Genomic DNA, 25,683 nt, shown 5'->3' on the forward strand with positions numbered 1-25,683 from the left:
TAGCGTCCCGCCCGCCCCATACCAGTCGAGCTTTCGCAGCACAGCTGAGGACGGATCGCAGTCAGTATTGCATGTCAATCACTTGAACACCTGAGAAAAAATCACAAATACGGCGGTGTTCACATGGATGAATTGTGGTTGGAAAAATGACCGCAACCCTCAGGAAACTCCTTTCAGAAATGCCTCACCAACTTCATCTGCTTCAATTTCAATCAATCCCTCTTCATGTAGAATTTGTGTCGCGACTACGAGGAGGGATTTCTCCTCCTCAATAAGGTGTCCGATTCCAAGTGCGCCGTGAACTTCGTCTGCGATGAAGGTCATCTGGCAAATATAAGACACATGCAGAGCATACAGGTTCCGCGCAAGTTCACGATGGAATAGTGGGACTACAGACGGCCCTTTCCGGTCGCCAATCTCCGTGGCGATTATGTCGTGCATGAGCTGGGATTGAGAAACATGCGCCGCGCCGCTCAGTTCACCATAGACCTTCCCCATGTTTTTCAGTCGGCCGACGGTTGCGTGTGGTGTCTTGCCGTCCTTTCGTTTCGAAATGCCGAGTTCCTGCACCGCTGAGATCAACTCATGCTCTTGTCTCAGAAGGGTCGCGGCCTGCGCGTATAGTCCTTCAACAATCGCTATTTCACAAAGATTTATGCCGTGTATGAAGTGCGTTATAAGGTCAAGCTGTTGCGCCGGGGCACCGGTTACTTCATCAAATTGCTTTCCACAGCAACGTGAGATGAAGTTTAGAAATGCACTGCAAGCCGACGCATGCGCCTGAGTCAGATTTATATCATTCTCTTTGAATGTCTGTCGGTTCTTAACGCATTGCTCCACGTGCTTCCCCATGAGAATTGAGACAGGCGCCAACGTCTTTTCACCCCAATTATCCATTGCGGAAATAATATCACTCCCGTAGCCAAGCTCTGTTTTTGCGTCCACTACTCAAACTCCATTGTCGGAAGCGCTGCTCTAAATAAGAATCATCCTTTTTCGATCGATATCAACGACCTTGAGCGCCAAGTTGTGACATTTCGATCCCTATGTTGCCTGTGCGTCCCTACCCTGTGCGCGTGCGTCTGAGAACCCGCTCGCGTGGACCGGCTATGCACCGCGGTAGGTAACTGCACGGTGCTATTGCAACTAATCAAATTCGCAGGCCGGTCGCACCCATCAATGACGCCAATGTGGGTGGTATGAGAAATGTCTGCTTGTAGCGGCGTATATGGTTGCTCATGAGGCCGTAGCGACAGTCTGGCCTCCGCCCTTTGAGTAGATAACGAGCGGCTCAGCGGGAGGATCTTGGTGTAATGTCCGCTTCGGTGTCGAGGCAGGATGCGTTCACACGTGCAGCGAACGTCCGCTCTCCGCCCTTGGCGTCACGCTTGGTTTCATGCTGCGCTCTGGACCAATCACCGCTCCGGGCTGGCTTCCTTAATCAGGCTATGCACAGCGTGCAGCAGGTTTATTCGCGAAGTGATCGTCGACAGGATGGCGGATGAAGATCAGCTTCGACTTGCTTGATCGATTCCCAGCCAAACACGGTCGGTCGGAGAAATTCAAAGAGGCACGGGAACATTTGGAGTCAGAAGTGCTTTAAGTCGACCCAAATCGTCTCCCCCAGCTAGGCAACCCCGGACCGCTATTTGCGGTGCGGGGCTTTGTTTTTTGTGTAACCTACTTGTTGAAAACAAAGGAAAAGGCGAAATCTTAAAATCCCCAGGCTTTAGCCGTGCGGGTTCGAGTCCCGCCGCCCGTACCACTTTGAAAATGCTGGAGAGTTTCACATCAACGCCTTGGGCTCTGCTTCGGCATTGTTTGTACCTACTCAGGTAGGCCGCCTCACTTAACATGGAGGCCCATCAGCTGTTTGTGACTTACCTGCTCCCGACGGTTCAGTTCAGGACTGGAGAGGCGTTCAATTCTGGGTTCGCGACCGCAGCTGTGACTACGCTACGGAGAAACCGGCTTGTGTCGTGGAAATGAAACGCCTGACTGTGTCCAGCCCGGCTTGTTCCTGCGCGTCTAGGACGCCCTGCACCTGGCTACGGGTTTGGCGGGCATGATCCAAATCGTCGAGCCCATATGCAACGCCAACCCGACCGAGCGGATGTGACGCGACCCATTCGCTCCGATCTCGAAAGAAGCCGGGGACAATGACGCTCGTGCAGCCGCAGATGGCAGCATATTGAGAGTAGAGTGTGGCCTCATCGTAGCTGTAGAAGATCTGGCACGTATTGAAGACCTCGGCAGCCTCTTCATGGGACAGGCCGTCGATGCAGATGGCTGCGGGATCCTCGGTTTCCGGGATCCGCTCTTTCTCATGCCCCTTGCGGACCATATAGCAAACGCCGTTTCGCTCTGGTCTGTTCTCATTGCGATAGACCGGATTGCGGCGCCATAGAAACAGGTCTTCGGCGCCGCCCGTCATCTCAGGCAGATCGGACATCTCCCCGGCGCGAAAGAACATTTCATTCTCGGTGAACTGGAACGGGTCCTTCAGTCCGGGCTTGTAGAGCAGCCAGCGGGCGACCTTGCGGGCCTGCAGCGGATTGCCGAGTGTGACCTCCGGATAGACCACAATCGTGTCGGAGCGCAGATCCTTGTGGGTGGCTATTCGGCTTTGCATGCTCGGGTCGCGCATCAGTTTTCCGACGGGCGTTTGCCAGAGCAGGCCTGGGTTTCGGATGATGCGTCGCAGATGCTTTCTGGTGTCGCTCCGGCTCGGCACATTCCAGGGCCACAGCGAAGCGTCTTCGCCCAGCTGACCCAATGCATGAGCCAGCTGGTGCAGGAATATCGCGCCGCCGCTATCTGGATCGAAATCGGGGGCATATATCACGTAGTTAGGGCGTCTGGATTTGGTCAATGCGATTCCGCCTGCAGAAGAAGCTCATCTTCGAGGGCCAGCAGGTCGGAAGACCGGGTCTTGATATGCTTGGCCGGAACGCCTGCCATGATCGACCACGGCGCACTTGATGCCAATACAACCGATCCTGCACCAACGGCTGTCCCGTCCGCCAGTGAAACACCGGGGGCAACAACCGCATTTGCGCCGACGATCACATGGCGACCGAGAGAGACACGCGCCTTGGTTTCCGATTTGAACGCGGCTGGTACGGTTGGGTTTGTCATGGTGGCGCCGGAGTAATCGTCAGATTGCGCAAAGATCTTAACGCCATAGGCCAGGCCGGAAAAATCGGAGAATTCAATCCCCGGGGTTCCGCCTGCAACCAGACACAATGGCGCGATATGGACGTTACGGCCCGTGATCACACAGCCAGACACGACACAGAAATCGTCGATCCTGGTATGATCCCCGAGGGTCATTTGCTCGGCGTTGTAGATGGAGGCCTTGTCACTGATCTTCACATCGTGGCCAAGGCTGGCAAAGCCCATGGTGTCGAGTTGTGCCTGAGTGAGATAGGCCATGTCAGTGCCCACCGCGCTTGAAGAACGCGGTGGTAGCATCAATCACGCCCTCGATATCAGCGCCGAGAGAGAAAAACATGGGCAGCCGCAGGAGACGATCCGATGTGTCCTGGGTCACAGGCAGTTCCTCGTCGGCGCGACCAAATTTCTGACCGGCGGGGGAGGAATGTAAAGGCACGTAGTGGAAGGGGGCGCCAATGCCGCGCTCTTTCAAAAATGCGATCAGATCGTCGCGCGTGTCCTGATCCGGCAAAAGCAGATAGAACATATGGCCGTTGCCTGTGGTCTGCTCCGGGATGATCGGCCGTCTGAGCCGCCCTTCGGCTTCGAGATCGGCAAACGCCGCCATGTAGCGATCAAATTGACCGCAGCGGCGGCTACGGATCTCGGCCTCCATTTCCAGCTGACCATGCAAGAAGGCGGCAATCAATTCTCCGGGCAGGAAGGACGATCCCAGATCAACCCAGGTGTATTTATCAACCTGACCACGGAAAAACCGGGACCGGTTTGTTCCCTTCTCGCGAATAATCTCCGCACGTTCGACCAGATCGGGCCGTGTCAGGGTCAGCGCACCGCCCTCACCGCTGATGATGTTCTTGGTCTCATGAAAACTGAAGGCGGCCATATCCGCAAGCGATCCTGCGGGCCGTCCCTTGTAGGTGGAGCCATAGGCCTGAGCGGCATCCTCGATCAGCACCAGCTCATGCGTCCTCGCGATCTCTGCCAGCGCATCCATATCGGCAGGGAAACCAGCGTAGTGGACCGCGATGATCGCACGGGTGCGCGATGTAACCGCCGCTTTAACCCGTTTGGGATCAATGTTCAGGGTGTTCGGGTCAATGTCGACAAATACCGGAACTGCACCGCGCAAAACGACAGCATTGGCCGTCGAGACAAAGGTGAACGACGGCATGATGACCTCGTCACCGGCCTCAAGGTCACACAGGATCGCCGCCATTTCCAGAGCGGCAGTACAGGAATGCGTCAGCAAGGCCGCAGCGGCACCTGTGGCGGTTCGGATCTGTTCGTTGCACAGATGGGTGAAGTGACCATCCCCGGAGAGCTGACCCCGCTCGATGGCATCGGTGACCCAGCGCAGTTCCTGTCCGACGAATGAGGGGCGGTTGAATGGGACTTTGTTCGAAGTCACGGCCAGCACAGCCTTTCCAGTTAGAAGCTCCGGCGCTCACTATAGTCATCACGCCAATGGATCTAAAGCTGAAATGACGGCGTTCGTCGCAATGCGTGGGACGTGAAAGCTGCCCGAAACTGCCATCATTGTCCGCGCCGCCGCTCCAGCGGACTAGGCGTTACTCCTGTCGGCTCTGAGACGTTCTGGCATTCGATCTGCAGCTTGTGTAAGAGGTACAGACGCGATCGACATCGCGTCTCTCCCATGCTAGAATATGAGAATCAAACGTGAACGAAGGGCGCCGAAAGTTGAGACCGATCGCAGTCGAATTGTTTGCGGGCGCAGGTGGCCTTAGCCTCGGGTTCGAGCAGGCGGGGTTTGACGTCCGGGCCGCGGTGGAAATCGACCCGGTCCATTGCGCCGTTCACAAGTTCAACTTCCCCCATACGGCGGTTCTGGCGCGCTCTGTCGAGGGGCTGAGCGGCGAGCAGATCCGCGCGGCGGCAGGCCTGGGCGATGCGGAAATCGACTGTGTCTCCGGCGGCGCGCCCTGTCAGGGGTTCTCGATGATCGGCAAGCGGGTGCTGGACGATCCGCGAAACCGGCTGGCGATGGATTTCCTGCGCATTGTCAAGGAACTGGACGCCAAGTCCTTTGTGTTCGAGAACGTCAAGGGGCTGACGGTGGGCAAGCACAAGCAGTTCCTTGAGGAGCTGGTGGCGGCCTTTGATGCGGCTGGATATGTCTGTCGCACGCCGTGGAAGGTGCTGAACGCCGCCCATTTCGGCACGCCGCAATCGCGTGAGCGACTGATCCTGATGGGGGTCAAGAAAGGCCTGCCGCTGCCCGAATACCCCGCGCCGCAGACCAATATCAGCGGCAAGCCCAAGACCTTCGAAGGGCTGCCTGACGGGCCCAGCTGCCGCGAGGCGCTGGGGGATCTGCCAGATGCGGAACGCTTTGACGCGCTGCTGGACAGCGATGCCACGCGCGGTGTGCGGTTTGGCAAACCGTCGGACTACGCGGCCGAGCTGCGCGGGCTGACCAATGATGCCTGGCACCACGGCTATATCCGCGACTGGCAGCCCTCGGTTCTAACGTCGAGCGCGCGGACCGGTCACACCGAGATCACCCGCCGTCGCTTTGGCGAAACTGCCGAGGGTGCGGTGGAGCCGATCAGCCGCTTCTTCAAGCTGGCCCGGGGCGGTGTCTCCAACACGTTGCGGGCGGGCACGGATGGGGCGCGCGGTGCCTTCACCAGTCCGCGCCCGATCCACTACAAATACGACCGCTGCGTCACCGTGCGCGAGATGGCGCGGCTGCACGGGTTCCCCGACTGGTTCCGCTTTAACGCCACCAAATGGCATGGTGCGCGTCAGATCGGCAATTCGGTGCCGCCGCCCCTGGCCCGTGCCGTGGCGGCTCAGATGATGGCAGCACTTGGCTATCAGCCCGAACGCCCGGAGGGTACGCTGGCGCTGGGGGATCCCAAGCTGCTGCAGTTCGACCTGACCCGCGCCGCTGCCCATTTCGAGGTGGACGCCATGCCAGCGCGCCGGGACCGCAAGAGCGGCGCGACCAAGCGGCGGCAGGCGGATATCGAGCTGGAACGCGCAGAGACCGCGCCCAAGACCGCCAATGGCTAAGCAGCAGAACCGCTACAGCGCCCTGATCGAGAAGATCTTTGTCGAACGTTACAGCGAAGGCGCGACCGAGTTTGGCTTCACCCGCGAGGAGCTGGAACAGGCCGCACAGGAGCTGGCGATCAAACTGCCCAAGAACCTCGGTGATGTGCTCTATTCCTTTCGCTTTCGCAATGTGCTGCCCGAAGCCATCGTGGCCACCCAGCCCGAGGGGCGCGAATGGGTGATCGAACTGGCCGGGCGAGCGGTCTATAAATTCAGCCTGGTGAAGATCAACCGCATCCTGCCGCAGCAGGATCTGGAGGTCATCGACATCCCCGACGCCACCCCCGCCATCATCCGCGCCTATGCGCTGGATGACGAGCAGGCGCTGCTGGCGGTGGTGCGCTACAACCGGCTGATCGACACGTTTCTGGGCCTCACCACCTACAGTCTGCAGAACCACCTGCGCACCACGGTGAAGGGCATGGGCCAGATCGAGATCGACGAGCTCTATATCGGCCTCGACCGGTACGGCTGCCATACCATCATTCCGGTGCAGGCCAAGGGTGGCAAGGATCAGATCGGCATCGTGCAGGTCAGTCAGGACATCCGCTATGCCGACGCCAAGTTTCCCGGCATGCGCTGCCGTGCGATCGCCGCGCAGTTCATGGATGACAGCATCGTGGCGTTGTTCGAACTGGCGGTGCAGGGCGATGAGATCCAGGTACTGCAGGAGCGTCACTATCGCCTCGTGGCCGCCAATGCGCTGAGCTACACGCGGCGGATCGCCTATCGGGACGAGGTCTGAGGGGATGGACGCGCTGTTGCCCGTGGCGGGCGAGGCACCGGCTCCTCCGTTCAAGACCCAGCTGTTGAAATGGGTCGGCAACAAGCAACGCTTTGCCCATGAGATCGTCGCCCATCTGCCCAAGGATTATGGCACCTATTTCGAACCCTTTCTGGGCGCGGGCGGTGTGATGGCCAACTTGCGGCCCACCCGCGCCGTGGGCTCCGACATCTACCCGCCGCTGGTTGAGATCTGGCAGGCCTTGCAGGATGACCCCGAGTTGCTGAACCAGTGGTACCAGGCGCGCTATGAGGCCTTCATGGCGGGCGACCGTGTGGAGGTCTACGAGGCAATCAAGGCCCGTTACAATGCCACGCCCAATGGGGCGGATTTCCTGTTCCTGTGCCGGGCCTGTTACGGCGGCGTGGTGCGGTTTCGCCGCAAGGATGGCTATATGTCGACGCCCTGCGGCAGCCACCCGGTGATGAAGCCGCATAAGTTTGCCGAGCGGGTCGACATGTGGCGTACCCGGATGGCGGGCGCGCGCTTTGCCTGTCTGGATTATCGCGCCGCCATGGCACAGGCGCGGGCAGGGGATGTGGTCTATTGCGACCCGCCCTATGCGCATTCGCAGACCATTCTGTATGGCGCGCAGGCGTTCCGGCTGGAGGAGCTGTTCGCCAGCATCGCTGCCTGCAAGGCGCGCGGGGTGCGGGTGGCCATGTCGATCGACGGCACCAAGAAATCCGGCGATGTCTATTGTGACATCGAGATCCCGCACGGGCTGTTTCAGCGCGAGATCCTCGTCAATATGGGGCAATCCATGCTGAAGCGGTTCCAGATGGGTGGCCAGCGGATGCAGACAGAGGCGGTCCGGGATCGGTTGTTGTTGACCTACTGAAGCCTCACGCGAAGGAGCGAGGCCAGTCCGGTCTGGCGAACAGACACCACAGCAGGCGAAGGGGTCCGTCTGTTTGCTATCTGACCTTGACCTAGGCGTTCAGAAACGCGCGCACCGTGGCCTCGAATTCGCGCGGCTTTTCCGCGTGCAGCCAATGGCCCGCGCCGGGGATCTTGGCAAAGCGGGCACCGGGAAACAGCGATTTGATGCGGCTGCGATGCTCCGCCTGCACATAATCGGAGTTGGCCCCGGTCAGGAACAGCGCTGCTCCGTCCCAATGGGTTTCAACCTCCGGAAACGACAGGATATGCGGCATCTCGCGTTCCAGCGTGTCGAGGTTCAATCGCCAGCGTTTGTTCTCCACATCCAGCGATTGGGTGAAAAAGCTCTGCAGCATCGCGTCCACGCCGGCCTCTGCCAGTTGCTCCTGTGCGTCGGACCGGCGGCTCACCCGCGCGAGGTCGACACTGCGCATGGCGGTGATGAAATGCGCCTGTGTGTGCTCATAGCTCACCGGGGCAATATCGGCGACCAGCAGCCTGTTCACCGCGTCGGGGTGGGTGAGCGCCAGCATCATCGCCGCCTTGCCACCCATTGAGTGCCCCACCACATCCATGCGCCCGCCATGGGCAGCGATCACCTCGGCCAGATCCTCGGCCAGATCGGCATAGCTGTGGGTCTGGGTCTGCGGACTGTTGCCGTGGTTGCGCATATCCACCGCAATCACCTGCCGCTCATCAGACAGGCGCTTTGCAATCACGCCCCAGTTGCGCCCGGAGCCGTAGAGGCCATGGGCAATCAGCAGGGGTGGTTGGTCGGTCGGGTGGCCATGTATGATCGTATTCAGCATAGGGCGGTGATAGCCGCAACCCGCCCGACTGTCAGCCCCCAACCTTGCGCGCACGGCGGCATTGAGATCCGCACCCGCGGTGGGTATGGTCCAGCTTGTTACACGCGCAGCCCGAGGATCCCCGCGCCATGAGCGAGACGTTACAGAGTGAGCTGGACCAGATCCAAACGCTGTTGGAAAAACGACTGAAACTCTCCGGCGAGCTGGCTGACAGCCTGCGCCGGGCTCGGCGTCACCTGCCGCACCGGATGCGCCGGGCGGCGGATGATCTGGTGGCAGCGGAGGCAAGCTTTGCCCATCCGCGCATCGCTGCAACGCTGGATCAGGACGGTCTGCTCCGAAAAGCGCGGCGGCTTCGGGCCTATCTGGCAGAGCTGGACCTCAAGGACCGGCGCAAGGGGCGGCTGCTGGATATCGCGGCCACTGTTGGCTTTGCGCTGATCTGTGTCATTGCACTTATGGTGGTGGTGTTGCGCTGGCGGGGCTTTGTCTGACATCGGTTGGCGTGACCGGTCGGTAAGGCGTGTGTGAGAGCGCATCGCGCACCACCAATGTCACAGTGACAAAACTCACATAAAGCAGAAGATACCAGCTGCCCATCTTGGCGATACTGACCCATTGGTCGCTGTCCTGACCGGCATAAAGCCAGGTGCGGGTGCGGGTGCCGACGTTTTCCGCCACCCAGAGGAAGAAGCTGGACAGGAAGGCCGCCAGCGGCAGCGGCATCCAATAGGCTTGTCCGCCGATATAGAACCAGATCCGGGTGCGGATGAAGATCACCACCGTGGCGACAAACAGCGCCAGCCGGATATCCGGCAGGAAATGGTGGCTGAAGAAATTCACATAGATCGCAACCGCTAGGCAGGTGGCCAGCCATAGCGGCGGGTAGGGGGCAAAGCGCATGTCGAACAGGCGGATCACCCGCGCCATGTAGGACCCAACGGAGGCATACATGAAGCCGGAAAACAGTGGCACACCCCAGAGTTTCGCCAGACCGTCGCCGGGATAGGCCCAGCTGCCCGCATCAACCTTGAAGATCTCCATCACCGTGCCGGTGAGATGGAACAGCAGGATCACCCGCACCTCGCGCCAGCTTTCCATGCCGGCGGCCAGAAACAGCACCTGCAGCCCCAGCGCATAGAGCAACAGCGCATCATAGCGCGCCAGCGCCCAATCCGGCTGCCAGATGCGATCTGAAATCAGCAGTCCCCCAAGGAGCAGAATGCCGAATATCGCTGCCCAGCCCTGTTTCAGAGTGAACATCACGAATTCCGCCACCGCAAAGGGCAAGCGGGCGCGCATCCAGTCGCCGAGGGTGCGTTCAAGGCGGCGGGTGCGGTTCGGGTTTTGGTCAGTCTGGATCATGCGGGGCAAATGACGAGAAAACCGCGCCAAAGTCCATCCTGATTGTTTGCCCTGACTTTGTCTGCCCTGACAGAGTGTTGCCGCCGAGACAGGGTGCAGCCCCAGATGCAATGCCAAGGTTTGCATCTCGCGCCTGAGCGGGTTTATAGGTGCATGAACATGGTTCAAGAATTGGCGGGCAAGCATGACGACAAAAGCAGAGCAACGCAGAGCGGATCTGCGCGACAAACTGGTTGTTGCGGCGGAAGCGCGTATTCGGGAGACGGGGGTTACGGCATTGCGCGCACGCGATCTGGCCAAGGATGCGGGCTGTGCGGTGGGGGCAATCTACAACGCGTTCGATGACATGACCGCGCTTGTGATGGCGGTGAACGGTCGCACGTTTCAGCGGTTGGGCGCGGTGGTCGAAGCGTCCATAACCGCATCACGGGGCGCGTCTGCCACGGATCGGTTGATCCTGATGAGTGAGGCCTATCTGGATTTTGCGAGTGACAATAGTCGCCTGTGGCGCGCCCTGTTCGATCTGGAATTGCCTGCGGATGGCGCGGTGCCGGTCTGGTACCGCACGGCGCTGGATCGGCTGTTCCAGCATATCGCGGGCCCGGTGGCGGAGTTGTTCCCTGATCAGCCAGCAGAAGAGCAGGCCCTGACGGTGCGGGCGTTGTTTTCTTCTGTTCATGGAATTGTGCTTCTTGGGCTTGAAAACCGGATCTCCGGTGTGCCGCCACAGGACATCCGACGGATGATCGCATTGGTTTTGTCACGGTTGATGGTCAGGTAATCCATACCTTTTGAACATTGTTCAAAAAATATCTTGAACGGCGTTCATGACTTTGCTACCCCACTTGTGAACGATGTTCACGAATGGAGGAGCGATCATGTTCTCAACTTTCAAGACCCTGATGACGGGCGCAAATCGCAGAGCAGAGGCGCAGGTCCGCCAGCAGTATTCGATCGAACTGATCGAGGAGAAAATTGCCCAGGCCACCGATGACCTGAAATCGGCAAAGTCGACGCTGGTGAGCCTGATCCAGAAAGAACGGGCCGAGCAGCGCCAGATTGCAACCTTGGATACGCGGATTGCGGATCTGACGGCGCGGGCACGTGCGGCCCTGACAGAGGGGCGCGACGATCTGGCCGAAGCCGCTGCCGCAGCGATTGCCGAAATGGAGAATGAGCGCAGCCTGCGTCAGGACACGCGGTCACGTCTGGAGGCGCGCATCATGCGCCTGCGTCAATCGGTGGAGACGGCGCACCGTCGTCTGATTGATTTGAGGCAGGGCGCGATCTCGGCCCGCGCCGTCAAGGGCGAGCACCGCGCTCAGGCCAGCCTTGGCCGGTCGCTGAACCGCCAGCCCATGGATGAAGCGGCTGAGCTGATCCAGGAGGTCCTGGGCCAGGAAGACCCCTTCGAGGCCTCGGAAATTCTGGGCGAGATTGAAACCGGTCTCGCGCCGCACTCGGTGGCGGATCAATTGGCGGATGCGGGGTTTGGCACGCCGCTCAAGAGCACGTCAACGGATGTGCTGAGCCGCCTGAAGACCGAACGCTGATCCCGACATGCGAGGGCAGAACTGCCCTGAGACGAAAACCCGGGAGCGCTAGGCTCCGCAGACAATCTATTTGGAAATGAAGGATAAAACCATGTTTGACGCACGCAATGAGAACGCCCTGATCACCAACCTCAACATCATCGGCGTCGTGGTCGCCTATGGCATGCTGGGCATTTCGCTCTGGCTGTCGACCGAGGTGCCGCTGGCGACCAAAGGATATTGGGGCATGGGCATCCTGCTGCTGACACTGAGCCTGATCAACGTGGTGAAATACCGCTTTGATATCCGTCAGAGCTCCGATCGGATCCGCCGCATCGAAGAGGTCCGCAACGAGCGCATGCTGGAAGAGGCGTTGAAGGAACCATCTTCCGAGAGCTGATGCGGCAAACGGGGGGCAGGGAACGCCTGCTCCTTTTGTCAGTCGCCACAGATAGAAACAGTAAACCGCCGCGTCCGAGACGCGGCGGTTTATGTGTTCATGATCGCTCAAAGGCGATCAAACTCAGTGGTTCGGGTAGAGCGGGAAGCGCGCGCAGAGGGCTGCGACCTTGCCACGCACGGTTTCCTCGACTGCCGCGTTGCTGTCTTCGCCATTGGCGGCCAGACCATCGACCACTTCGACGATCAGGCGGGCAATCTCGCGGAACTCGTCCTCACCAAAACCACGGGTGGTGCCCGCCGGGGTACCCAGACGAATGCCGGAGGTCACGGTGGGCTTTTCCGGGTCGAACGGGATGCCGTTCTTGTTGGTGGTGATATGCGCGCGGCCCAGAGCCTTGTCGACGATGTTGCCGGTCACGCCCTTGGGACGCAGGTCCACCAGCATCACATGGGTGTCGGTGCCACCGGTGACGATGTCCAGACCGCCCTTGATCAGCTCATCCGACAGGGCCACCGCATTGGCACGCACCTGCTTCTGGTAGGATTTGAACTCGGGCTTCAGCGCTTCGCCAAAGGCGGCGGCTTTGCCGGCGATCACGTGCATCAAGGGGCCACCCTGGATGCCAGGGAAGATGGCGGAGTTGAACTTCTTCGCCAGATCCGGGTTGTTGGTGACGATCATGCCGCCACGCGGACCGCGCAGAGTCTTGTGGGTGGTGGTGGTGGCCACATCCGCATGCGGGAAGGGCGAGGGGTGCTCGCCCGCGGCCACGAGACCGGCGAAGTGGGCCATGTCGACCATCAGCCAGGCGCCGACGCTGTCGGCCACGGCGCGGAACTTGGCAAAGTCGATCTGACGCGGAATGGCGGAGCCGCCGGCGATGATCAGCTTGGGCTGGTGCTCGGTGGCCAGCGCCTGCAGCTGGTCATAGTCGATCAGGTTGTCGTCTTCGCGCACACCGTAGTGGACCGCGTTGAACCATTTGCCGGACTGGTTCGGCGCCGCACCATGGGTCAGGTGACCGCCGGAGGCCAGATCCATGCCGAGGATGGTGTCACCGGGCTGCAGCAGTGCCTGGAACACGCCCTGGTTCGCCTGGCTGCCGGAGTTCGGCTGCACATTGGCGAATTCGCAGTTGAACAGCTGCTTGGCGCGGTCGATGGCAAGGTTTTCCGCCACGTCCACATGCTGGCAGCCACCGTAGTAGCGGCGGCCCGGATAGCCTTCGGCGTATTTGTTGGTCAGCACGGAACCCTGTGCTTCCATAACGGCGGCGGAGACGATGTTCTCCGAGGCGATCAGCTCGATCTCGTCGCGCTGACGGCCAAGCTCGTCGGTGATTGCGCCGAACAGCTCCGGGTCACGCTCGGAAAGGCTCTGGGTGAAGAAACCGGTGTCACGGGGGGTCTCAGTCATGCTGGCTCCGTCTGGTTGGGGGTGGTCTTTGCGAGATTTCCTATCGGAAACTTCACGGATCTGAAAGACTGTAAAGCGACGAAACGGGTCAGCTGAACGGCAAGTCTGGTCATCGGGGAAAACCTGTGCTTGTTTCGGAACCGTTTGGACCCTTCCGGAAACAGGATCACGTTCCATGAGAATCGCATTTCTGGCCAGTACGGCCCCGCTGGCGCAAACCGCGCGTGGCGTATTGGTCAGTCGCTACGGCAGCGTCGAGATGAGCGAGGCAGATGTGATCGTGGCGCTTGGCGGCGACGGGTTCATGCTGCACACACTGCGCGAGACGGTGGATCTGAACGTGCCGATCTATGGCATGAACCGTGGCACCGTCGGCTTTTTGATGAACAGCTATGGTGAGGGCGATCTGATGGAGCGTCTGGCCGACGCGCAGGAAGAGACCATCCACCCGCTGCGCATGCATGCAAGGGATCGCAACGGGCAGATGCATGAAGCGATGGCAATCAACGAGGTGTCGCTGCTGCGTCAGGGGCCGCAGGCGGCCAAGTTGCAGATCTCGGTGGATGGGCGGCAACGGATGGCGGAGCTGGTCTGCGACGGGGCGCTGGTGTCCACGCCGGCGGGCTCCACCGCCTATAATTTCTCGGCCCATGGTCCGATCCTGCCGATCGGGGCGGATGTGCTGGCGCTGACCGCAATCGCGGCGTTCCGACCCCGGCGCTGGCGCGGAGCGCTATTGCCCAGCGGGGCAACTGTGCGGTTCGACGTGATCGACGCGGCAAAGCGGCCGGTGATGGCGGAGGCGGATTCGGTGTCGTTCAAGGATATCGACTGGGTGGAGATCCAGAGCGAGCGCAGCATCAGCCATAAGATCCTGTTTGATCCCGGCCACGGGCTGGAGGAACGGCTGATCTCTGAGCAGTTCAACTAACCCCTGACCCCAGCGGACGCGCTGACGCGCGACAGGGTGAGCCCCGTGCCCGCGGGGCACGGGGCCGTTGCCTCCCGGCGGGAGGTATTTCAAAAAAGATGAAACGGTGCCGCGGGGACCATGAGGCGGCCCCAATGGTAGAACTCAGACCTGTGCGGCCATGTGGTCCCAAAGAGGAGGTGCCATCTGGCCGAGACGGTCCTCGATGGCGATGGCGGCATCCACGGCCATGTCCTCGCGCCAGCGCTGCGCCACGATCTGTACGTTGATGGGCTGCGGCCCCTTGGGCAATTGCGCCAGGCGGGAGGGCACGCAGGCGGCGGGCAACCCCATGTAGTTCATCGCGTAGGAATAGACCGCGCAGCCCAGCACGTCATGGGCGCCTTTGACCCCTTCGCGGTCCCGGTCTGGCGCAAAGAAGGGCTGTGGCAGGAACGGCGTCAGCACCAGCGGGTAATCCGCCATGAACAGCGCCCATTGACGGGCGTAGTGGCTGCGCTTGGCGTACATCTTCAGCAGCTCGTCACCCTGATAGGGCGGGAACTCCTGAAAATAGGTGTCGAACATGGTGCGGATGACGTCTGAGCCGACGGCATCCAGATCCGGCTTCATCAGCGCGTGTATCTCACCCATCAAGGCGCGGTAGCCGGTGCGTCCGGCCTCGAACACATTGGGGGGCTCGATCTCTTCGACGATGTAGCCCGCATCGGTGAGGGCGTCGCGGGCCGAGAGCAATGCGGCCTCGACCTCAGGGTGCAGATCATAGCCGTGCGGGTTGCGGGTGAAGGCGACCTTTGTCGGGCCTGAGACACTGGGACCCTGCCAGGGCACCGGTGCGTGAAAGGGGTCGCGCACATCCGGTGCTATCATTGCGGGCATGGCCAGATGCAGGTCACGGGCGGAGCGGGTCATCAGGCCCTGCACGCTCATCAATTGGGCCAGCAGCCCGCGTTCTGCCGTCTGGGAGGGGTTCCAGGCCGGCACGCGGCCGAGGCCGGGCTTCACCGTCACCGCGCCATTGGCGGCGGCGGGAAAACGCAGGGAGCCGCCGATGTCGTTTCCATGGGCCAGCGGGCCGATGCCGGCCATGACCGCAGCCCCGCCGCCACCGGAAGAGCCACCGGGCGAGATATGCCGCCCCCAGGGATTATGCGTCCGCCCGTAGAGCGGATTGTCGGTGTCGGCGCGAAAGGAGAATTCCGGTGTGTTGGTGCGCCCGATTACCACTGCGCCTGCGCGTTCGAGGTTCTGCACCACCGGCGCGTCGTCCGGGGCAATCAGGTCCTTGAGTGCGGGAATGCCGTTGGAGGTGGCATGGCCGGTCTGGTCCACGTTGATCTTGATGGTCACCGGCACGCCATGCAGCGGGCCACGCAGATGTGCTGGGGTGCCGTCGAGAGCCTCTGCGCGGGCCAGGGCTTCGTCCCGGAGATCCTCCACGACGGCGTTCAGGGCTGGGTTCACTGCATCCAGACGGGCGATGGCGTTCTGCACGGCGGCTGTGGGCGTGATGTCACCGGCTGTGGTCAGGGTGGACAATTCGGTTGCGCTCAGGCGCCAAAGGTCTTGATTTGACATGTTAACAATCTCCTTGATCGAGAGACTAGTGCGCGTCCTCTGGGCTGGGAAGGGCCAATCCTGTTAAGGATATGTTCAGGCCGGTCACAACAGTGTCGTGCCAGTGCAGGAGGGAGATCCTGCGTCCTTTGATACGAGAGATCATAATCAGATGATGAAGACTATTCGGTGCGCTTTGCTGGCCACCGCCGGTGTGTTGGTCAGCTCAATGGGACACGCACAGGGATTCGTGTCTGTCCTGCAAGTGATGGATGACATGATCGACACGCCCTATGAATGCGCCGACTACGACCCTGTGACGGACAGCTGTTCCGGCGTGTCGCTGATGTATTCGGAGGAGGGTATCATCTACAATGCCGCGTGGTTTGCGCTTCCCGATGCAAATGGTGACCCTTGGGTGTTCGAGGCCTTTTCTGAGTATGAGTTCCTGTTTGGCTGGGGATGCCCGCCGAGCCAGGGGCAGGGCGCGGGCATTAGCTACAAGTCGGGTGGAACCCCTGAGTTGGGCGCGCAATACGCAGAGCAGATCGAGGCGCAGGTCGCGGCGAGCTTTGACCCGTTTGCGCCTTGTGCGGGTTACTACCCGGCAGGACCACGCCAGTATGTGGTCGAGTTTCGCCATCGCAACGGAGAGTTGGCAGACCAGGCCAGCATCAGGGTGCAGTTTTTCGCGGAGCCAAAAACCGTGCGCCCCTGACAGATACGGGCGCGCGGTTGTCAGAAAATTTGGAACAATCCCGGTGCATCCACGTTGTCAGGTCAAGCAGCACGCATCGCAGTTTATGCAGTGTGAGCGACGCCAAACAGACAGGAGTATTGACGATGAACTGGGATATTATCGAAGGCAAATGGAAGCAACTCAAAGGCTCCGCACAGAACCAGTGGGGCAAGCTGACTGAAGATGAGATCGATCAGGTGGCCGGCAACCGTGAAAAACTGGTGGGTCTGGTTCAGGAGCGTTACGGCGTGGCCAAGGACGAAGCTGAACGTCAGGTCGATGATTTCGCGGCGCGTCAGTGACCATTTGCCGTAGAGCAAGCGGCATTCGATGAAGCAAAGCGGTCCCCGTCGGGGGCCGCTTTGTCGTCTTTACGGGGTCACATCGCGTAGCCGAGCGCCCTCAGAGCGACGGTGATCTCCTCAAGAACCGCCGGATCGTCGATGGTGGCCGGTTGTTTCCACTCCGTGCCATCGGCGATCGACACCATGGTGCCGCGCAGGATCTTGCCCGAACGCGTCTTGGGCAGTCGGTCCACCACACAGGAGAGCTTGAAAGCGGCGACCGGGCCGATCTTGTCGCGCACCAGCTTGACGACTTCGGCGTTGATCTCCGCATGACTGCGGCTGCATCCGGCATTCAGGCAGAGAAAGCCAAGCGGCACCTGACCCTTCAGGCTATCCGCCACCCCGATGACGGCGCATTCCGCGACATCCGGGTGGCCCGACAGTACCTCCTCCATCGCGCCAGTAGACAGACGGTGTCCGGCGACATTGATGACATCATCGGTGCGCGCCATGATGTAGAGGTAGCCGTCCTCGTCCATCATCCCTGCATCGCCGGTCTCGTAATAACCGGGGAAGGTGGTGAGATAGCTTTTGCGGAAGCGATCCTCGGCATTCCACAGGTTTGGCAGCGTGCCCGGGGGCAGGGGGAGTTTGATGGCAATGGCGCCCAGTTCGCCCGCAGGCATCGGGTGGCCCCCTTCATCGAGGATCTGCACGTCATAGCCCGGCATCGGCACTGCGGGAGAGCCCAGTTTCACCGGCAGTGTCTCTATCCCCAATGGGTTTGCGGCAATCGGCCAGCCGGTCTCTGTTTGCCACCAGTGGTCGATCACCGGCACCTTCAGTTGATCTTGCGCCCAGGTGATAGTGTCGGGATCGGCCCGTTCGCCCGCCAGATAGACCTGACCGAGACAGGAGAGATCATATTTCGCCACGTATTCGCCCTTGGAGTCCTCACGTTTGACGGCGCGAAAGGCGGTGGGGGCGGTGAAGAAGGTCTTGACCTTATGTTCCGAGATGATCCGCCAGAAGGTGCCCGCATCAGGAGTGCCGATAGGCTTGCCCTCAAACACGATGGTGGTGTTGCCATGGATCAGCGGCGCATAGGCAATATAGCTGTGACCCACCACCCAACCCACATCGGAGGCGGCCCAGAACACATCACCGGGATCGACGTTGAAGATGTTCTTCATCGTCCAGTTCAGCGCCACTAGCTGGCCGGCGGTATGGCGGATCACCCCCTTGGGCTGCCCAGTCGTGCCAGAGGTATAGAGGATATAGGAGGGGTGGTTGCCCTCTACCGGCACGCAATCTGCAGGCTCCACGCCATACTGGAACCCGTGCCAGTTCACGTCACGCCCCTCGATCAGCTCTGCCACTTCCTGTTCGCGCTGGAAGATGACGCAGAAGTCGGGCTTATGGCTGGCCTGTTCGATGGCGCCGTCCAGCAGAGGCTTGTAATGCACCGTGCGCCCCGGTTCGATGCCGCAGGAGGCGGCGATGATCGCCTTGGGGGTGGCGTCATCAATACGCACTGCCAGTTCATTGGACGCAAAGCCCCCAAAGACCACGGAATGTACCGCGCCAATGCGGGCGCAGGCCAGCATCGCTTCGATGGCCTCGGGGATCATCGGCATGTAGATGATGACGCGGTCGCCTTTCTCGATCCCCTTGGCCCGCAGCGCCCCGGCCAGCGTCGCCACCCGGTTGCGCAATTCCACATAGGAGATCTCGCGCTTTGTGTGGGTGACGGGGCTGTCGTAGATGATCGCGGTCTGCTCACCGCGCCCGGCCTCCACATGGCGGTCAACGGCGTTGTAGCAGGTGTTTACCTTGGCGTCGGCGAACCATTCATAAAGCCCGTCGCCAAGATCGCTCAGCGCCCGCGTCGGCGCCTGGTCCCAGCTGATGGCCGTGGCGGCCTCCATCCAGAACCCTTCCGGGTCAGCCTTCCAATGTGCATACACCTCAGAATAGGTCATGGGGATCCTCCTCACTGTCTCCTCTTGCGACAGAGCCTAGGCGCAAGGCTCAAACCCTCGCAAGCGCGCTGGGCGACCCTGCGTCAGATCGGATCAGATTTGTGGATGAATTTGCCAATTCGGATTGCAAAGTTTGCAAACCATGACGTGGCCGGCATTTCGGTGAAGAAAATTCCGAAGTCTGCAAAGTTGCAAAGCTAACTCTTGCAGATATTGCGCAGACAGTTGCGACTCAGTTTGCGCAAACGGTCAGCGCAGGGGTGGTGGGATGAGGCTATGCCCGCCTCAGGGGCTGGCATCCGACGACCCCCAATCCGGACAAAGGCGGGCGCAGATTGCGACCCGCCTTTGCTGTCTGCTTTGCGCGCTGGGCGTCAGCCGTAGTGGGCTACGGGCGTGCCTGCGATGGCAGCCATGTTCAGCAATCCGCGCGCGGTGATCGAAGGCGACACGATATGAGCGCGGTTGCCCATCCCCATCAGGATCGGACCGACCTCCAGCCCGCCGGAGCGCATCTTCAGGATGTTGCGCACGCCGGATGCGGCATCCGCATGGGCAAAGACCAGTACATTCGCGGCTCCCTCAAGGCGGGAGTTGGGGAAGATCCTTTCGCGAAGCTCCGGGTCGAGCGCGGTGTCGATGTTCATCTCGCCCTCGTAGACAAAGTCCCGGCGCTTGTCGTCGAGGATTTCCAGTGCGGCGCGCAGGCGCGCTCCCGTATCGCACGGAATGTTGCCGAACTGGCTTTGTGAACACAGTGCGATCTGCGGTGTCAGGCCAAAGCGGCGCACATGGCGGGCGGCGCCGATCACGGTCTCGGCAATTTCTTCCGGGGTGGGTTCAATGCGCACCTGCGTGTCCGCGATGAACAGGGGCCCATCTTCGAGGATCATCATCGACAGCGCGCCATGGGGGGCATAGGTGCCGCCGCCGAGGATCTGTTGCACGTAGTTCAGGTGCCAGCGATACTCGCCGAAGGTGCCGCAGATCAGGCTGTCCGCTTCGCCGCGATGTACCATGATGGCACCGATGGCGGTGGTGTTGGTGCGCAGGATCGCCTTCGCGAGATCCGGCGTGACCCCCTGGCGTTCCATGATGCGGTGATAGCTGGACCAGTAGTCGCGGTAGCGCGGGTCGTTTTCCGGGTTCACGATCTGCACGTCCTGACCGGGGCGGATCGACAGGCCCAGCCGTTCGGCGCGGCTCTCGATCACCTCGGGACGACCGATCAGGATCGGGGTCTCGGTGGTTTCACGCAGGATTTCCTGAGCCGCACGCAGCACCCGTTCATCCTCGCCCTCGGCAAAGACGATGCGACGGGCCGCGGCGCGGGCGGCCTCGAACACCGGCTTCATCAGGAGGGCGGATTTGAACACGCTCTGGTTCAGCTTGGCGCGATAGGCCCCGAGGTCGTCTATCGGACGTTTCGCCACGCCGCTCTTCATGGCCGCGCCGGCCACGGCAGAGGACACCACAGCCACCAGACGCGGGTCGAAGGGTTTCGGGATCAGGTAGTCGGCGCCGAACGTCAGCTGTTCGCCCTTATAGGCGGCAGCGGCCTCGGCCGAGGTCGTGGTGCGCGCCAGCTCCGCGATGCCGTCGACGCAGGCGATCTGCATTTCGTCGTTGATCTCCGTCGCGCCGACGTCGAGCGCGCCGCGGAAGATGAACGGGAAACACAGGACGTTGTTGACCTGATTGGGAAAATCGCTGCGCCCGGTGGCGATGATCGCATCCGGGGCCACTTTACGTGCGGCGTCGGGCATGATTTCCGGCGTCGGGTTGGCCAGCGCAAAGATGATCGGACGGCGCGCCATCTTGGCGACCATCTCGGGCTTCAGCACATTGGGGCCGGAGAGGCCGAGGAACAGATCCGCGCCGTCGATCACCTCGTCCAGGGTGCGCTTGTCCGAGGCCTGCGCAAAGGCGGCCTTATGCGGGTTCATGTCCTCTTCGCGGCCCTCGTAGACCAGACCATGGATGTCGCAGAGCCAGATGTTCTCGCGCTTCACCCCCAGTTTCAGCAGCATGTTGAGGCAGGCAATCCCCGCCGCACCACCGCCGGTGGAGACAATCTTGATGTCCTCGAAGGCCTTGTTCGCCACGTGCAGCGCGTTGGTGGCCGCAGCGCCGACGACGATTGCGGTGCCATGCTGGTCGTCGTGAAAGACCGGGATGTTCATCCGCTCACGGCAGAGCTTTTCGACGATGAAGCAATCCGGCGCCTTGATGTCTTCAAGGTTGATGGCACCAAAGGTCGGCTCCAGCGCGCAGACGATATCGGCCAGCTTTTCCGGATCGCTCTCGTTCACCTCGATATCGAAGCAGTCGATATTGGCGAAGTTCTTGAACAGGACCGCCTTGCCTTCCATCACCGGCTTGGAGGCGAGCGCGCCGATATTGCCGAGGCCGAGCACGGCGGAGCCATTGGAGACCACCGCAACCAAATTGCCACGGGCGGTGAAGCGCGCGGCGTTGACCTCGTCTTCCTTGATCTCGAGGCAGGCTTCGGCGACGCCGGGCGAATAGGCGCGGGCGAGGTCATTGCCGGTGGCCAGCGGCTTTGTGGCGCGGATTTCCAGTTTACCGGGGCGCGGGAACTCGTGGTAGCGAAGGGCCGCGTCGCGCAGGGATTCCGATGTCTTGTCGGGCATGAATAAGCGCTCCTGATGGTGATAGTTTAGCGTTAAACTATTTTTTCATCGAGGGGAACCGCGTTTTGTCGCACGATCTCCTCTCGGCGGAATATGCACATCTGACATCATCACATCGCACCAGACAAGCCGCAGGCGGGCAGGCCTCACCAAACCGCAGAACCGGGTGGATCGCACATCACGCGCAGAGATCGCGTTTGACCATCCGATCAAAACCGGCAAAGACTGGCGGTGAACAGGAACACTACGGCCCAACCGGCTTTGGATCCCATGCGGATGCCGCGCCGGGGGCCCAGGATGGAGTACCCCCATGCCCGCATCTGATGCACCCTCCGGCCCGTCGCTGCGCGCTCCGGCCGCCGCCGTGCGTGAAAACGCCCATGCGCCCTATTCTAACTTCAAGGTGGGCGCGGCCATCCGGGCGACCTCCGGCAGCGTTTATGTCGGCTGCAATGTCGAGAATGTCGCCTATCCCGAGGGCACCTGCGCGGAAGCGGGCGCCATTGCCGCAATGGTCGCTTCTGGTGAGACCGAACTGGCGGAGGTCTATGTGATTGCAGATTGCCCGAGCCCGGTCCCGCCCTGTGGCGGCTGCCGTCAGAAGCTGAAGGAATTCGGGGCGGCGGATGTCGCCGTGACCCTGGCAACCACGGATGGGGTCGAGATGAAGACCACCATCGGCGATCTTCTGCCCGGTGCCTTTGACGCGGGCCACATGGAGCGGAGCTGACATTATGGATGCGCGTGCGGTTATTGCGAAGTTGCGACAAAAGCAGGTGCCGTCCGCCGAGGACCTGACCTGGTTTGCCCAAGGGCTGGCTGGTGGCGAGGTCTCTGATGCACAGGCCGGTGCCTTTGCCATGGCGGTCTGTCTCAACGGCCTGCCGCCCGCCGCGCGTAGCGCCCTGACGCTGGCGATGCGGGACAGCGGCGACGTGCTGACTTGGGATCTGCCGGGACCGGTGGTGGACAAGCATTCCACCGGCGGCGTGGGCGATTGTGTCTCGCTGCTGCTGGCGCCGGCGCTGGCGGAATGCGGCGCCTATGTGCCGATGATCTCCGGGCGCGGGCTGGGCCATACCGGCGGCACGCTGGACAAGCTGGAGGCCATTCCCGGCCTTAGCACGCAGGTCTCGCAGGACCGGCTGAGCAGCATCGTGGGCGAGGTGGGCTGTGCCATCGTGGGCGCCACGGCACGGATTGCACCTGCAGACAAGCGGCTTTACGCGGTGCGGGATGTGACCGCGACGGTCGAGAGTCTCGACCTCATTACCGCCTCGATCCTGTCCAAGAAACTGGCGGCCAGCCCGCAGGCCCTGGTGCTGGACGTGAAGATCGGCTCCGGCGCGTTTATGAAAACGCTGGAGGAGGCTCGCGCGCTGGCAACTTCGCTGGTGGAGACGGCCAATGCCGCCGGCTGCCCGACACAGGCGCTGATCACTGATATGAACCAGCCGCTGGTGCCCGCATTGGGCAATGCGTTGGAAGTCGCTGAGGTGATGCGGGCGCTGAAGGGGCAGGCGGCAGGGCCAATCCTCGACATCACAGTGGCCTTGGGCGGCGGGCTGCTGGTTCAGGCGGGGCTGGCGGAGAGTATTGCAGATGGCGAGGCGCAGATTACCGCTGTTTTGGCGGATGGCCGGGCTGCGGACCGCTTTGCCCGCATGGTTGCGGCACAGGGCGGGCCGATAGGCTTTGCCGAGAGCTGGGAGACGATCCTGCCCAAAGCGCCGGTGATCCTTGAGGTGACAGCCGAGAGTGCCGGTCATGTTGCCGCAATCAACGGCGAGGCGCTTGGCCTGGCGGTTGTTCGGCTGGGCGGCGGGCGCATGGTGGAGAGCGACCGGGTGGATCTGGCGGTGGGGATTTCTGATCTTGTGCCGCTGGGGGCAAACCTGACCCGGGGCGATGTGATCGCGCGGGTGCATGCCGCCCACATGGACGCCGCGCAAGAGGCGACGTCGGCCTTGCGGGCGGCGGTGAGCATAGCGCCTGCTGCCCCCGAGTTGCCGCCGCTGGTGCATGAAAGGATCACATGATGGCGCGTGCTTTTCTGGTGGTCATGGACTCCGTGGGGATCGGCGGCGCGCCGGATGCGTCGAGTTATTTCAATAAGGATCTGCCAGACCTCGGAGCCAATACGCTGGCCCATATCGCCCAAGCCTGCGCCGAAGGGCGGGCCGAGGAGGGGCGCAGCGGGCCGTTGCATATGCCGACCCTGGATGCGCTGGGGCTGGGGGCGGCGGTGCGGCTGGCGTCATCGCAGCCGGTGCCGGGGTTGGACGCTGCGCCGCAGGGACTCTGGGGCGCGGCTTCTGAGGTGAGTGCGGGCAAGGATACGCCTTCGGGGCATTGGGAATTGGCCGGGCTGCCGGTGCCCTGGGACTGGACCTATTTTCCGGACCAGGGCGATGCGTTTGACGCCGCACTGGTGGCTCATGTGGCGCAGGCGGCGGGCACCGAGGGTATTCTCGGCAATTGTCATGCCTCCGGCACTACCATCATCGGCGAGCTGGGCGCGGAGCATATGCGAAGCGGTCTGCCGATCTGCTACACCTCGGCCGACAGCGTGTTCCAGATCGCCGCGCATGAGGAGAGCTTTGGCCTCGACCGGTTGTTGGCGCTTTGCAGTGATGTGGCGCCGTATCTGCATGCGATGAAAGTGGGGCGGGTGATTGCACGCCCCTTCGTAGGCAGCCCGGAAGAGGGATTCACCCGCACCACAAACCGGCGTGACTATGCCATCATTCCGCCTGCGCCGATCCTCACCGATTGGGTGCAGCAGAGCGGCGGACGTGTGCATGGGATCGGCAAGATCGGTGACATCTTCTCCATGCAGGGCATTGATACGCTGAAGAAAGGCGCGGATGCCGAGCTTATGGGGTATCTGGCAGAAGCGGTGCGGAGCGCCGAGGACGGCAGCCTGACATTTGCCAATTTTGTCGAATTCGACAGCCTCTATGGCCATCGCCGCGACATCTCCGGTTATGCCCGCGCGCTGGAGTGGTTCGACGGTGAGATCGCGCGCGTCATCAAAGGCTTGCGCCCGGGGGATCTGATGATCCTGACCGCCGATCACGGCAATGACCCCAGCTGGCCCGGCACGGACCACACCCGCGAACAGGTGCCGGTGCTGATCGCAGGCGCGGGTGCAGGGTTGATCGGTTCGGTGCGGTTTGCGGATGTGGCGGCCTCGGTCGCGACGCATCTCGGCGTGGCCGCGCAGGGGCCGGGGCGGTCGTTTCTGTAACGGCCGTGCTGCCACGCGCGGCAAAAGCGCTTTTGTTCACAATCACGCTGTTTTAAGACAGCAAAAAGCAAAATGGAGTGTGCCTGATGAGTGACCACCTGACAGTTGTTGACCACCCGCTGGTGCAGCACAAGCTGACGATCATGCGTGACAAGGCCACGTCCACCTCGGAATTCCGCCAGCTCCTGCGCGAGTTGACCCAGCTCCTGGCCTATGAGGTCACCCGCGAGCTGCCGCTGACCACCACCACCATCGAAACCCCGATGGAGGATATGGAAGCACCGATCCTCGCGGGCAAGAAGCTGGCACTGGTGTCGATCCTGCGCGCAGGCAACGGCATGCTGGACGGTGTGCTGGAGCTGGTGCCGTCGGCGCGTGTCGGCTTTGTCGGCATGTACCGCGACGAAGAGACGATGCAGCCGGTGCAATACTACTTCAAGGTGCCGCAGCAGATCTCCGACCGGATGGTGATTGCGGTGGATCCGATGCTGGCGACCGGCAACTCCTCGGTGGCGGCGATCGACCTGCTGAAGGAGGCAGGTGCCAACAATATCCGTTTCCTGTGCCTGCTGGCCTCGCCCGAAGGAGTGGCGCGCATGAAAGAAGCGCATCCGGATGTCAAAATCATCACCGCATCGCTGGATCGTGGCTTGAATGAAAAGGGCTATATCATGCCCGGTCTCGGCGACGCTGGCGACCGCATGTTCGGCACCAAGTAAACCTGCACATCGCCCGACAGCAATGCTGTCACATCATGCAAAGAGCCGTTCCGCCCCTCCCGTCGGGCTGAGCGGCGACAATCTGGCGACGATTGGCCGAAACACCCGATATTGTTGC

24 protein-coding genes are annotated in these 25,683 nt (G+C 61.5%); 14 read left to right on the top strand and 10 right to left on the bottom strand.

Annotated elements, in window-relative coordinates; translation table 11 throughout:
- Positions 1–159: 159 nt before the first annotated feature.
- The 4 genes from R0J92_RS12245 to rffA all read right to left on the bottom strand — a co-directional run bounded on the left by R0J92_RS12245 (position 160) and on the right by rffA (position 4,585).
- On the bottom strand, positions 160–945 hold the full coding sequence (locus tag R0J92_RS12245) for a hypothetical protein (RefSeq protein WP_411051865.1): 786 nt from the start codon (positions 943–945) through the stop codon (positions 160–162).
- Between the two features lie 1,006 nt (positions 946–1,951).
- Positions 1,952–2,845: a hypothetical protein gene (locus tag R0J92_RS12250; RefSeq protein WP_411051866.1), complete on the bottom strand. Its 894-nt coding sequence runs from the start codon at positions 2,843–2,845 to the stop codon at positions 1,952–1,954.
- 23 nt (positions 2,846–2,868) lie between these two features.
- Positions 2,869–3,435 (bottom strand): acyltransferase, encoded by a 567-nt coding sequence (locus R0J92_RS12255; protein ID WP_411051867.1) that lies wholly within the window; start codon positions 3,433–3,435, stop codon positions 2,869–2,871.
- A 1-nt stretch (position 3,436) separates the two neighbouring features.
- Positions 3,437–4,585: a dTDP-4-amino-4,6-dideoxygalactose transaminase gene (rffA, locus tag R0J92_RS12260; protein ID WP_411051868.1), complete on the bottom strand. Its 1,149-nt coding sequence runs from the start codon at positions 4,583–4,585 to the stop codon at positions 3,437–3,439.
- A gap of 290 nt (positions 4,586–4,875) precedes the next feature.
- On the opposite strand from rffA, the gene R0J92_RS12265 reads away from it, so the two are divergent.
- From R0J92_RS12265 to R0J92_RS12275, 3 genes are read left to right on the top strand one after another with little or no spacing between them, the layout of a single operon-like run.
- Complete coding sequence (locus tag R0J92_RS12265) at positions 4,876–6,213, top strand: DNA cytosine methyltransferase (protein WP_411051869.1); 1,338 nt, start codon at positions 4,876–4,878, stop codon at positions 6,211–6,213.
- The gene (locus R0J92_RS12270) at positions 6,206–7,000 is read left to right on the top strand and encodes an endonuclease (protein WP_106164843.1); all 795 of its coding nucleotides are present in this window, start codon (positions 6,206–6,208) and stop codon (positions 6,998–7,000) included. Before R0J92_RS12265 ends, R0J92_RS12270 begins: the two co-directional genes overlap by 8 nt.
- Positions 7,001–7,004: 4 nt before the next feature.
- Positions 7,005–7,880 (top strand): DNA adenine methylase, encoded by an 876-nt coding sequence (locus tag R0J92_RS12275; RefSeq protein WP_411051870.1) that lies wholly within the window; start codon positions 7,005–7,007, stop codon positions 7,878–7,880.
- A gap of 91 nt (positions 7,881–7,971) precedes the next feature.
- On the opposite strand, the gene R0J92_RS12280 is transcribed toward R0J92_RS12275, so the two are convergent.
- A complete protein-coding gene (locus R0J92_RS12280) occupies positions 7,972–8,730 on the bottom strand; it encodes an alpha/beta fold hydrolase (protein ID WP_411051871.1) in 759 nt (252 codons plus the stop codon).
- A gap of 128 nt (positions 8,731–8,858) precedes the next feature.
- Between R0J92_RS12280 and R0J92_RS12285 the strand changes: the two genes are divergently transcribed.
- Positions 8,859–9,224, top strand: coding sequence for a hypothetical protein (locus R0J92_RS12285; RefSeq protein ID WP_411051872.1), 366 nt, complete (start codon positions 8,859–8,861; stop codon positions 9,222–9,224).
- Here the strand turns inward: R0J92_RS12285 and R0J92_RS12290 are convergent.
- Positions 9,187–10,095: a DUF817 domain-containing protein gene (locus tag R0J92_RS12290; protein ID WP_411051873.1), complete on the bottom strand. Its 909-nt coding sequence runs from the start codon at positions 10,093–10,095 to the stop codon at positions 9,187–9,189. The two genes, R0J92_RS12285 and R0J92_RS12290, sit on opposite strands and share 38 nt — an antisense overlap.
- Before the next feature lie 184 nt (positions 10,096–10,279).
- Between R0J92_RS12290 and R0J92_RS12295 the strand changes: the two genes are divergently transcribed.
- The 3 genes from R0J92_RS12295 to R0J92_RS12305 all read left to right on the top strand — a co-directional run bounded on the left by R0J92_RS12295 (position 10,280) and on the right by R0J92_RS12305 (position 12,027).
- Positions 10,280–10,876, top strand: a complete 597-nt coding sequence (locus R0J92_RS12295) for a TetR/AcrR family transcriptional regulator (RefSeq protein WP_411051874.1) — start codon at positions 10,280–10,282, stop codon at positions 10,874–10,876.
- 97 nt (positions 10,877–10,973) lie between these two features.
- Positions 10,974–11,648 carry a PspA/IM30 family protein gene (locus R0J92_RS12300; RefSeq protein WP_411051875.1) on the top strand — a complete coding sequence of 225 codons (675 nt, stop codon included), beginning with the start codon at positions 10,974–10,976 and terminating at the stop codon, positions 11,646–11,648.
- A gap of 91 nt (positions 11,649–11,739) precedes the next feature.
- Complete coding sequence (locus tag R0J92_RS12305; protein ID WP_106164863.1) at positions 11,740–12,027, top strand: hypothetical protein; 288 nt, start codon at positions 11,740–11,742, stop codon at positions 12,025–12,027.
- Positions 12,028–12,150: 123 nt separating this feature from the next.
- Here R0J92_RS12305 and glyA read toward each other — a convergent pair whose 3' ends face one another.
- Positions 12,151–13,446 (bottom strand): serine hydroxymethyltransferase, encoded by a 1,296-nt coding sequence (glyA, locus tag R0J92_RS12310; RefSeq protein WP_411051876.1) that lies wholly within the window; start codon positions 13,444–13,446, stop codon positions 12,151–12,153.
- Between the two features lie 175 nt (positions 13,447–13,621).
- Between glyA and R0J92_RS12315 the strand changes: the two genes are divergently transcribed.
- Entirely contained in the window at positions 13,622–14,377 is a 756-nt protein-coding gene (locus tag R0J92_RS12315; RefSeq protein WP_106164835.1) for an NAD kinase, read from the top strand.
- Positions 14,378–14,521: 144 nt separating this feature from the next.
- On the opposite strand, the gene R0J92_RS12320 is transcribed toward R0J92_RS12315, so the two are convergent.
- On the bottom strand, positions 14,522–15,955 hold the full coding sequence (locus tag R0J92_RS12320; RefSeq protein ID WP_411051877.1) for an amidase family protein: 1,434 nt from the start codon (positions 15,953–15,955) through the stop codon (positions 14,522–14,524).
- Between the two features lie 151 nt (positions 15,956–16,106).
- Here R0J92_RS12320 and R0J92_RS12325 point away from each other — a divergent pair, with 151 nt between their 5' ends.
- Positions 16,107–16,652, top strand: coding sequence for a hypothetical protein (locus tag R0J92_RS12325; protein ID WP_411051878.1), 546 nt, complete (start codon positions 16,107–16,109; stop codon positions 16,650–16,652).
- 125 nt (positions 16,653–16,777) lie between these two features.
- On the top strand, positions 16,778–16,975 hold the full coding sequence (locus R0J92_RS12330; RefSeq protein ID WP_106164832.1) for a CsbD family protein: 198 nt from the start codon (positions 16,778–16,780) through the stop codon (positions 16,973–16,975).
- Between the two features lie 77 nt (positions 16,976–17,052).
- On the opposite strand, the gene prpE is transcribed toward R0J92_RS12330, so the two are convergent.
- Positions 17,053–18,942, bottom strand: coding sequence for a propionate-CoA ligase PrpE (gene prpE, locus R0J92_RS12335; protein WP_411051879.1), 1,890 nt, complete (start codon positions 18,940–18,942; stop codon positions 17,053–17,055).
- A 374-nt stretch (positions 18,943–19,316) separates the two neighbouring features.
- On the bottom strand, positions 19,317–21,596 hold the full coding sequence (locus R0J92_RS12340) for an NADP-dependent malic enzyme (RefSeq protein ID WP_411051880.1): 2,280 nt from the start codon (positions 21,594–21,596) through the stop codon (positions 19,317–19,319).
- Positions 21,597–21,906: 310 nt separating this feature from the next.
- Between R0J92_RS12340 and R0J92_RS12345 the strand changes: the two genes are divergently transcribed.
- From R0J92_RS12345 to upp, 4 genes are all read left to right on the top strand, one after another.
- Positions 21,907–22,326 carry a cytidine deaminase gene (locus R0J92_RS12345; RefSeq protein WP_317386457.1) on the top strand — a complete coding sequence of 140 codons (420 nt, stop codon included), beginning with the start codon at positions 21,907–21,909 and terminating at the stop codon, positions 22,324–22,326.
- Positions 22,327–22,330: 4 nt separating this feature from the next.
- Positions 22,331–23,635 (top strand): thymidine phosphorylase, encoded by a 1,305-nt coding sequence (locus tag R0J92_RS12350; protein WP_411051881.1) that lies wholly within the window; start codon positions 22,331–22,333, stop codon positions 23,633–23,635.
- Positions 23,635–24,846: a phosphopentomutase gene (locus R0J92_RS12355; protein WP_411051966.1), complete on the top strand. Its 1,212-nt coding sequence runs from the start codon at positions 23,635–23,637 to the stop codon at positions 24,844–24,846. The genes R0J92_RS12350 and R0J92_RS12355 overlap by 1 nt, the downstream gene beginning before the upstream one ends.
- An 86-nt stretch (positions 24,847–24,932) precedes the next feature.
- Entirely contained in the window at positions 24,933–25,565 is a 633-nt protein-coding gene (gene upp / locus R0J92_RS12360) for a uracil phosphoribosyltransferase (RefSeq protein WP_106164827.1), read from the top strand.
- Positions 25,566–25,683: the final 118 nt, after the last annotated feature.

This window comes from Tritonibacter sp. SIMBA_163 (genome assembly GCF_046535935.1).
Taxonomy (GTDB): Bacteria; Pseudomonadota; Alphaproteobacteria; order Rhodobacterales; family Rhodobacteraceae; genus Epibacterium; species Epibacterium scottomollicae.

Bases quoted from the DNA above. Each gene is read 5' to 3' on its own strand.
- R0J92_RS12255 (WP_411051867.1), bottom strand. From the start codon at position 3,435: ATGGCCTATCTCACTCAGGCACAACTCGACACCATGGGCTTTGCCAGC.
- R0J92_RS12270 (WP_106164843.1), top strand. From the start codon at position 6,206: ATGGCTAAGCAGCAGAACCGCTACAGCGCCCTGATCGAGAAGATCTTT.
- R0J92_RS12275 (WP_411051870.1), top strand. From the start codon at position 7,005: ATGGACGCGCTGTTGCCCGTGGCGGGCGAGGCACCGGCTCCTCCGTTC.
- R0J92_RS12280 (WP_411051871.1), bottom strand. From the start codon at position 8,730: ATGCTGAATACGATCATACATGGCCACCCGACCGACCAACCACCCCTG.
- R0J92_RS12285 (WP_411051872.1), top strand. From the start codon at position 8,859: ATGAGCGAGACGTTACAGAGTGAGCTGGACCAGATCCAAACGCTGTTG.
- R0J92_RS12290 (WP_411051873.1), bottom strand. From the start codon at position 10,095: ATGATCCAGACTGACCAAAACCCGAACCGCACCCGCCGCCTTGAACGC.
- R0J92_RS12295 (WP_411051874.1), top strand. From the start codon at position 10,280: ATGACGACAAAAGCAGAGCAACGCAGAGCGGATCTGCGCGACAAACTG.
- R0J92_RS12300 (WP_411051875.1), top strand. From the start codon at position 10,974: ATGTTCTCAACTTTCAAGACCCTGATGACGGGCGCAAATCGCAGAGCA.
- R0J92_RS12305 (WP_106164863.1), top strand. From the start codon at position 11,740: ATGTTTGACGCACGCAATGAGAACGCCCTGATCACCAACCTCAACATC.
- glyA (WP_411051876.1), bottom strand. From the start codon at position 13,446: ATGACTGAGACCCCCCGTGACACCGGTTTCTTCACCCAGAGCCTTTCC.
- R0J92_RS12315 (WP_106164835.1), top strand. From the start codon at position 13,622: ATGAGAATCGCATTTCTGGCCAGTACGGCCCCGCTGGCGCAAACCGCG.
- R0J92_RS12320 (WP_411051877.1), bottom strand. From the start codon at position 15,955: ATGTCAAATCAAGACCTTTGGCGCCTGAGCGCAACCGAATTGTCCACC.
- R0J92_RS12325 (WP_411051878.1), top strand. From the start codon at position 16,107: ATGATGAAGACTATTCGGTGCGCTTTGCTGGCCACCGCCGGTGTGTTG.
- R0J92_RS12330 (WP_106164832.1), top strand. From the start codon at position 16,778: ATGAACTGGGATATTATCGAAGGCAAATGGAAGCAACTCAAAGGCTCC.
- prpE (WP_411051879.1), bottom strand. From the start codon at position 18,942: ATGACCTATTCTGAGGTGTATGCACATTGGAAGGCTGACCCGGAAGGG.
- R0J92_RS12340 (WP_411051880.1), bottom strand. From the start codon at position 21,596: ATGCCCGACAAGACATCGGAATCCCTGCGCGACGCGGCCCTTCGCTAC.
- R0J92_RS12345 (WP_317386457.1), top strand. From the start codon at position 21,907: ATGCCCGCATCTGATGCACCCTCCGGCCCGTCGCTGCGCGCTCCGGCC.
- R0J92_RS12350 (WP_411051881.1), top strand. From the start codon at position 22,331: ATGGATGCGCGTGCGGTTATTGCGAAGTTGCGACAAAAGCAGGTGCCG.
- R0J92_RS12355 (WP_411051966.1), top strand. From the start codon at position 23,635: ATGGCGCGTGCTTTTCTGGTGGTCATGGACTCCGTGGGGATCGGCGGC.
- upp (WP_106164827.1), top strand. From the start codon at position 24,933: ATGAGTGACCACCTGACAGTTGTTGACCACCCGCTGGTGCAGCACAAG.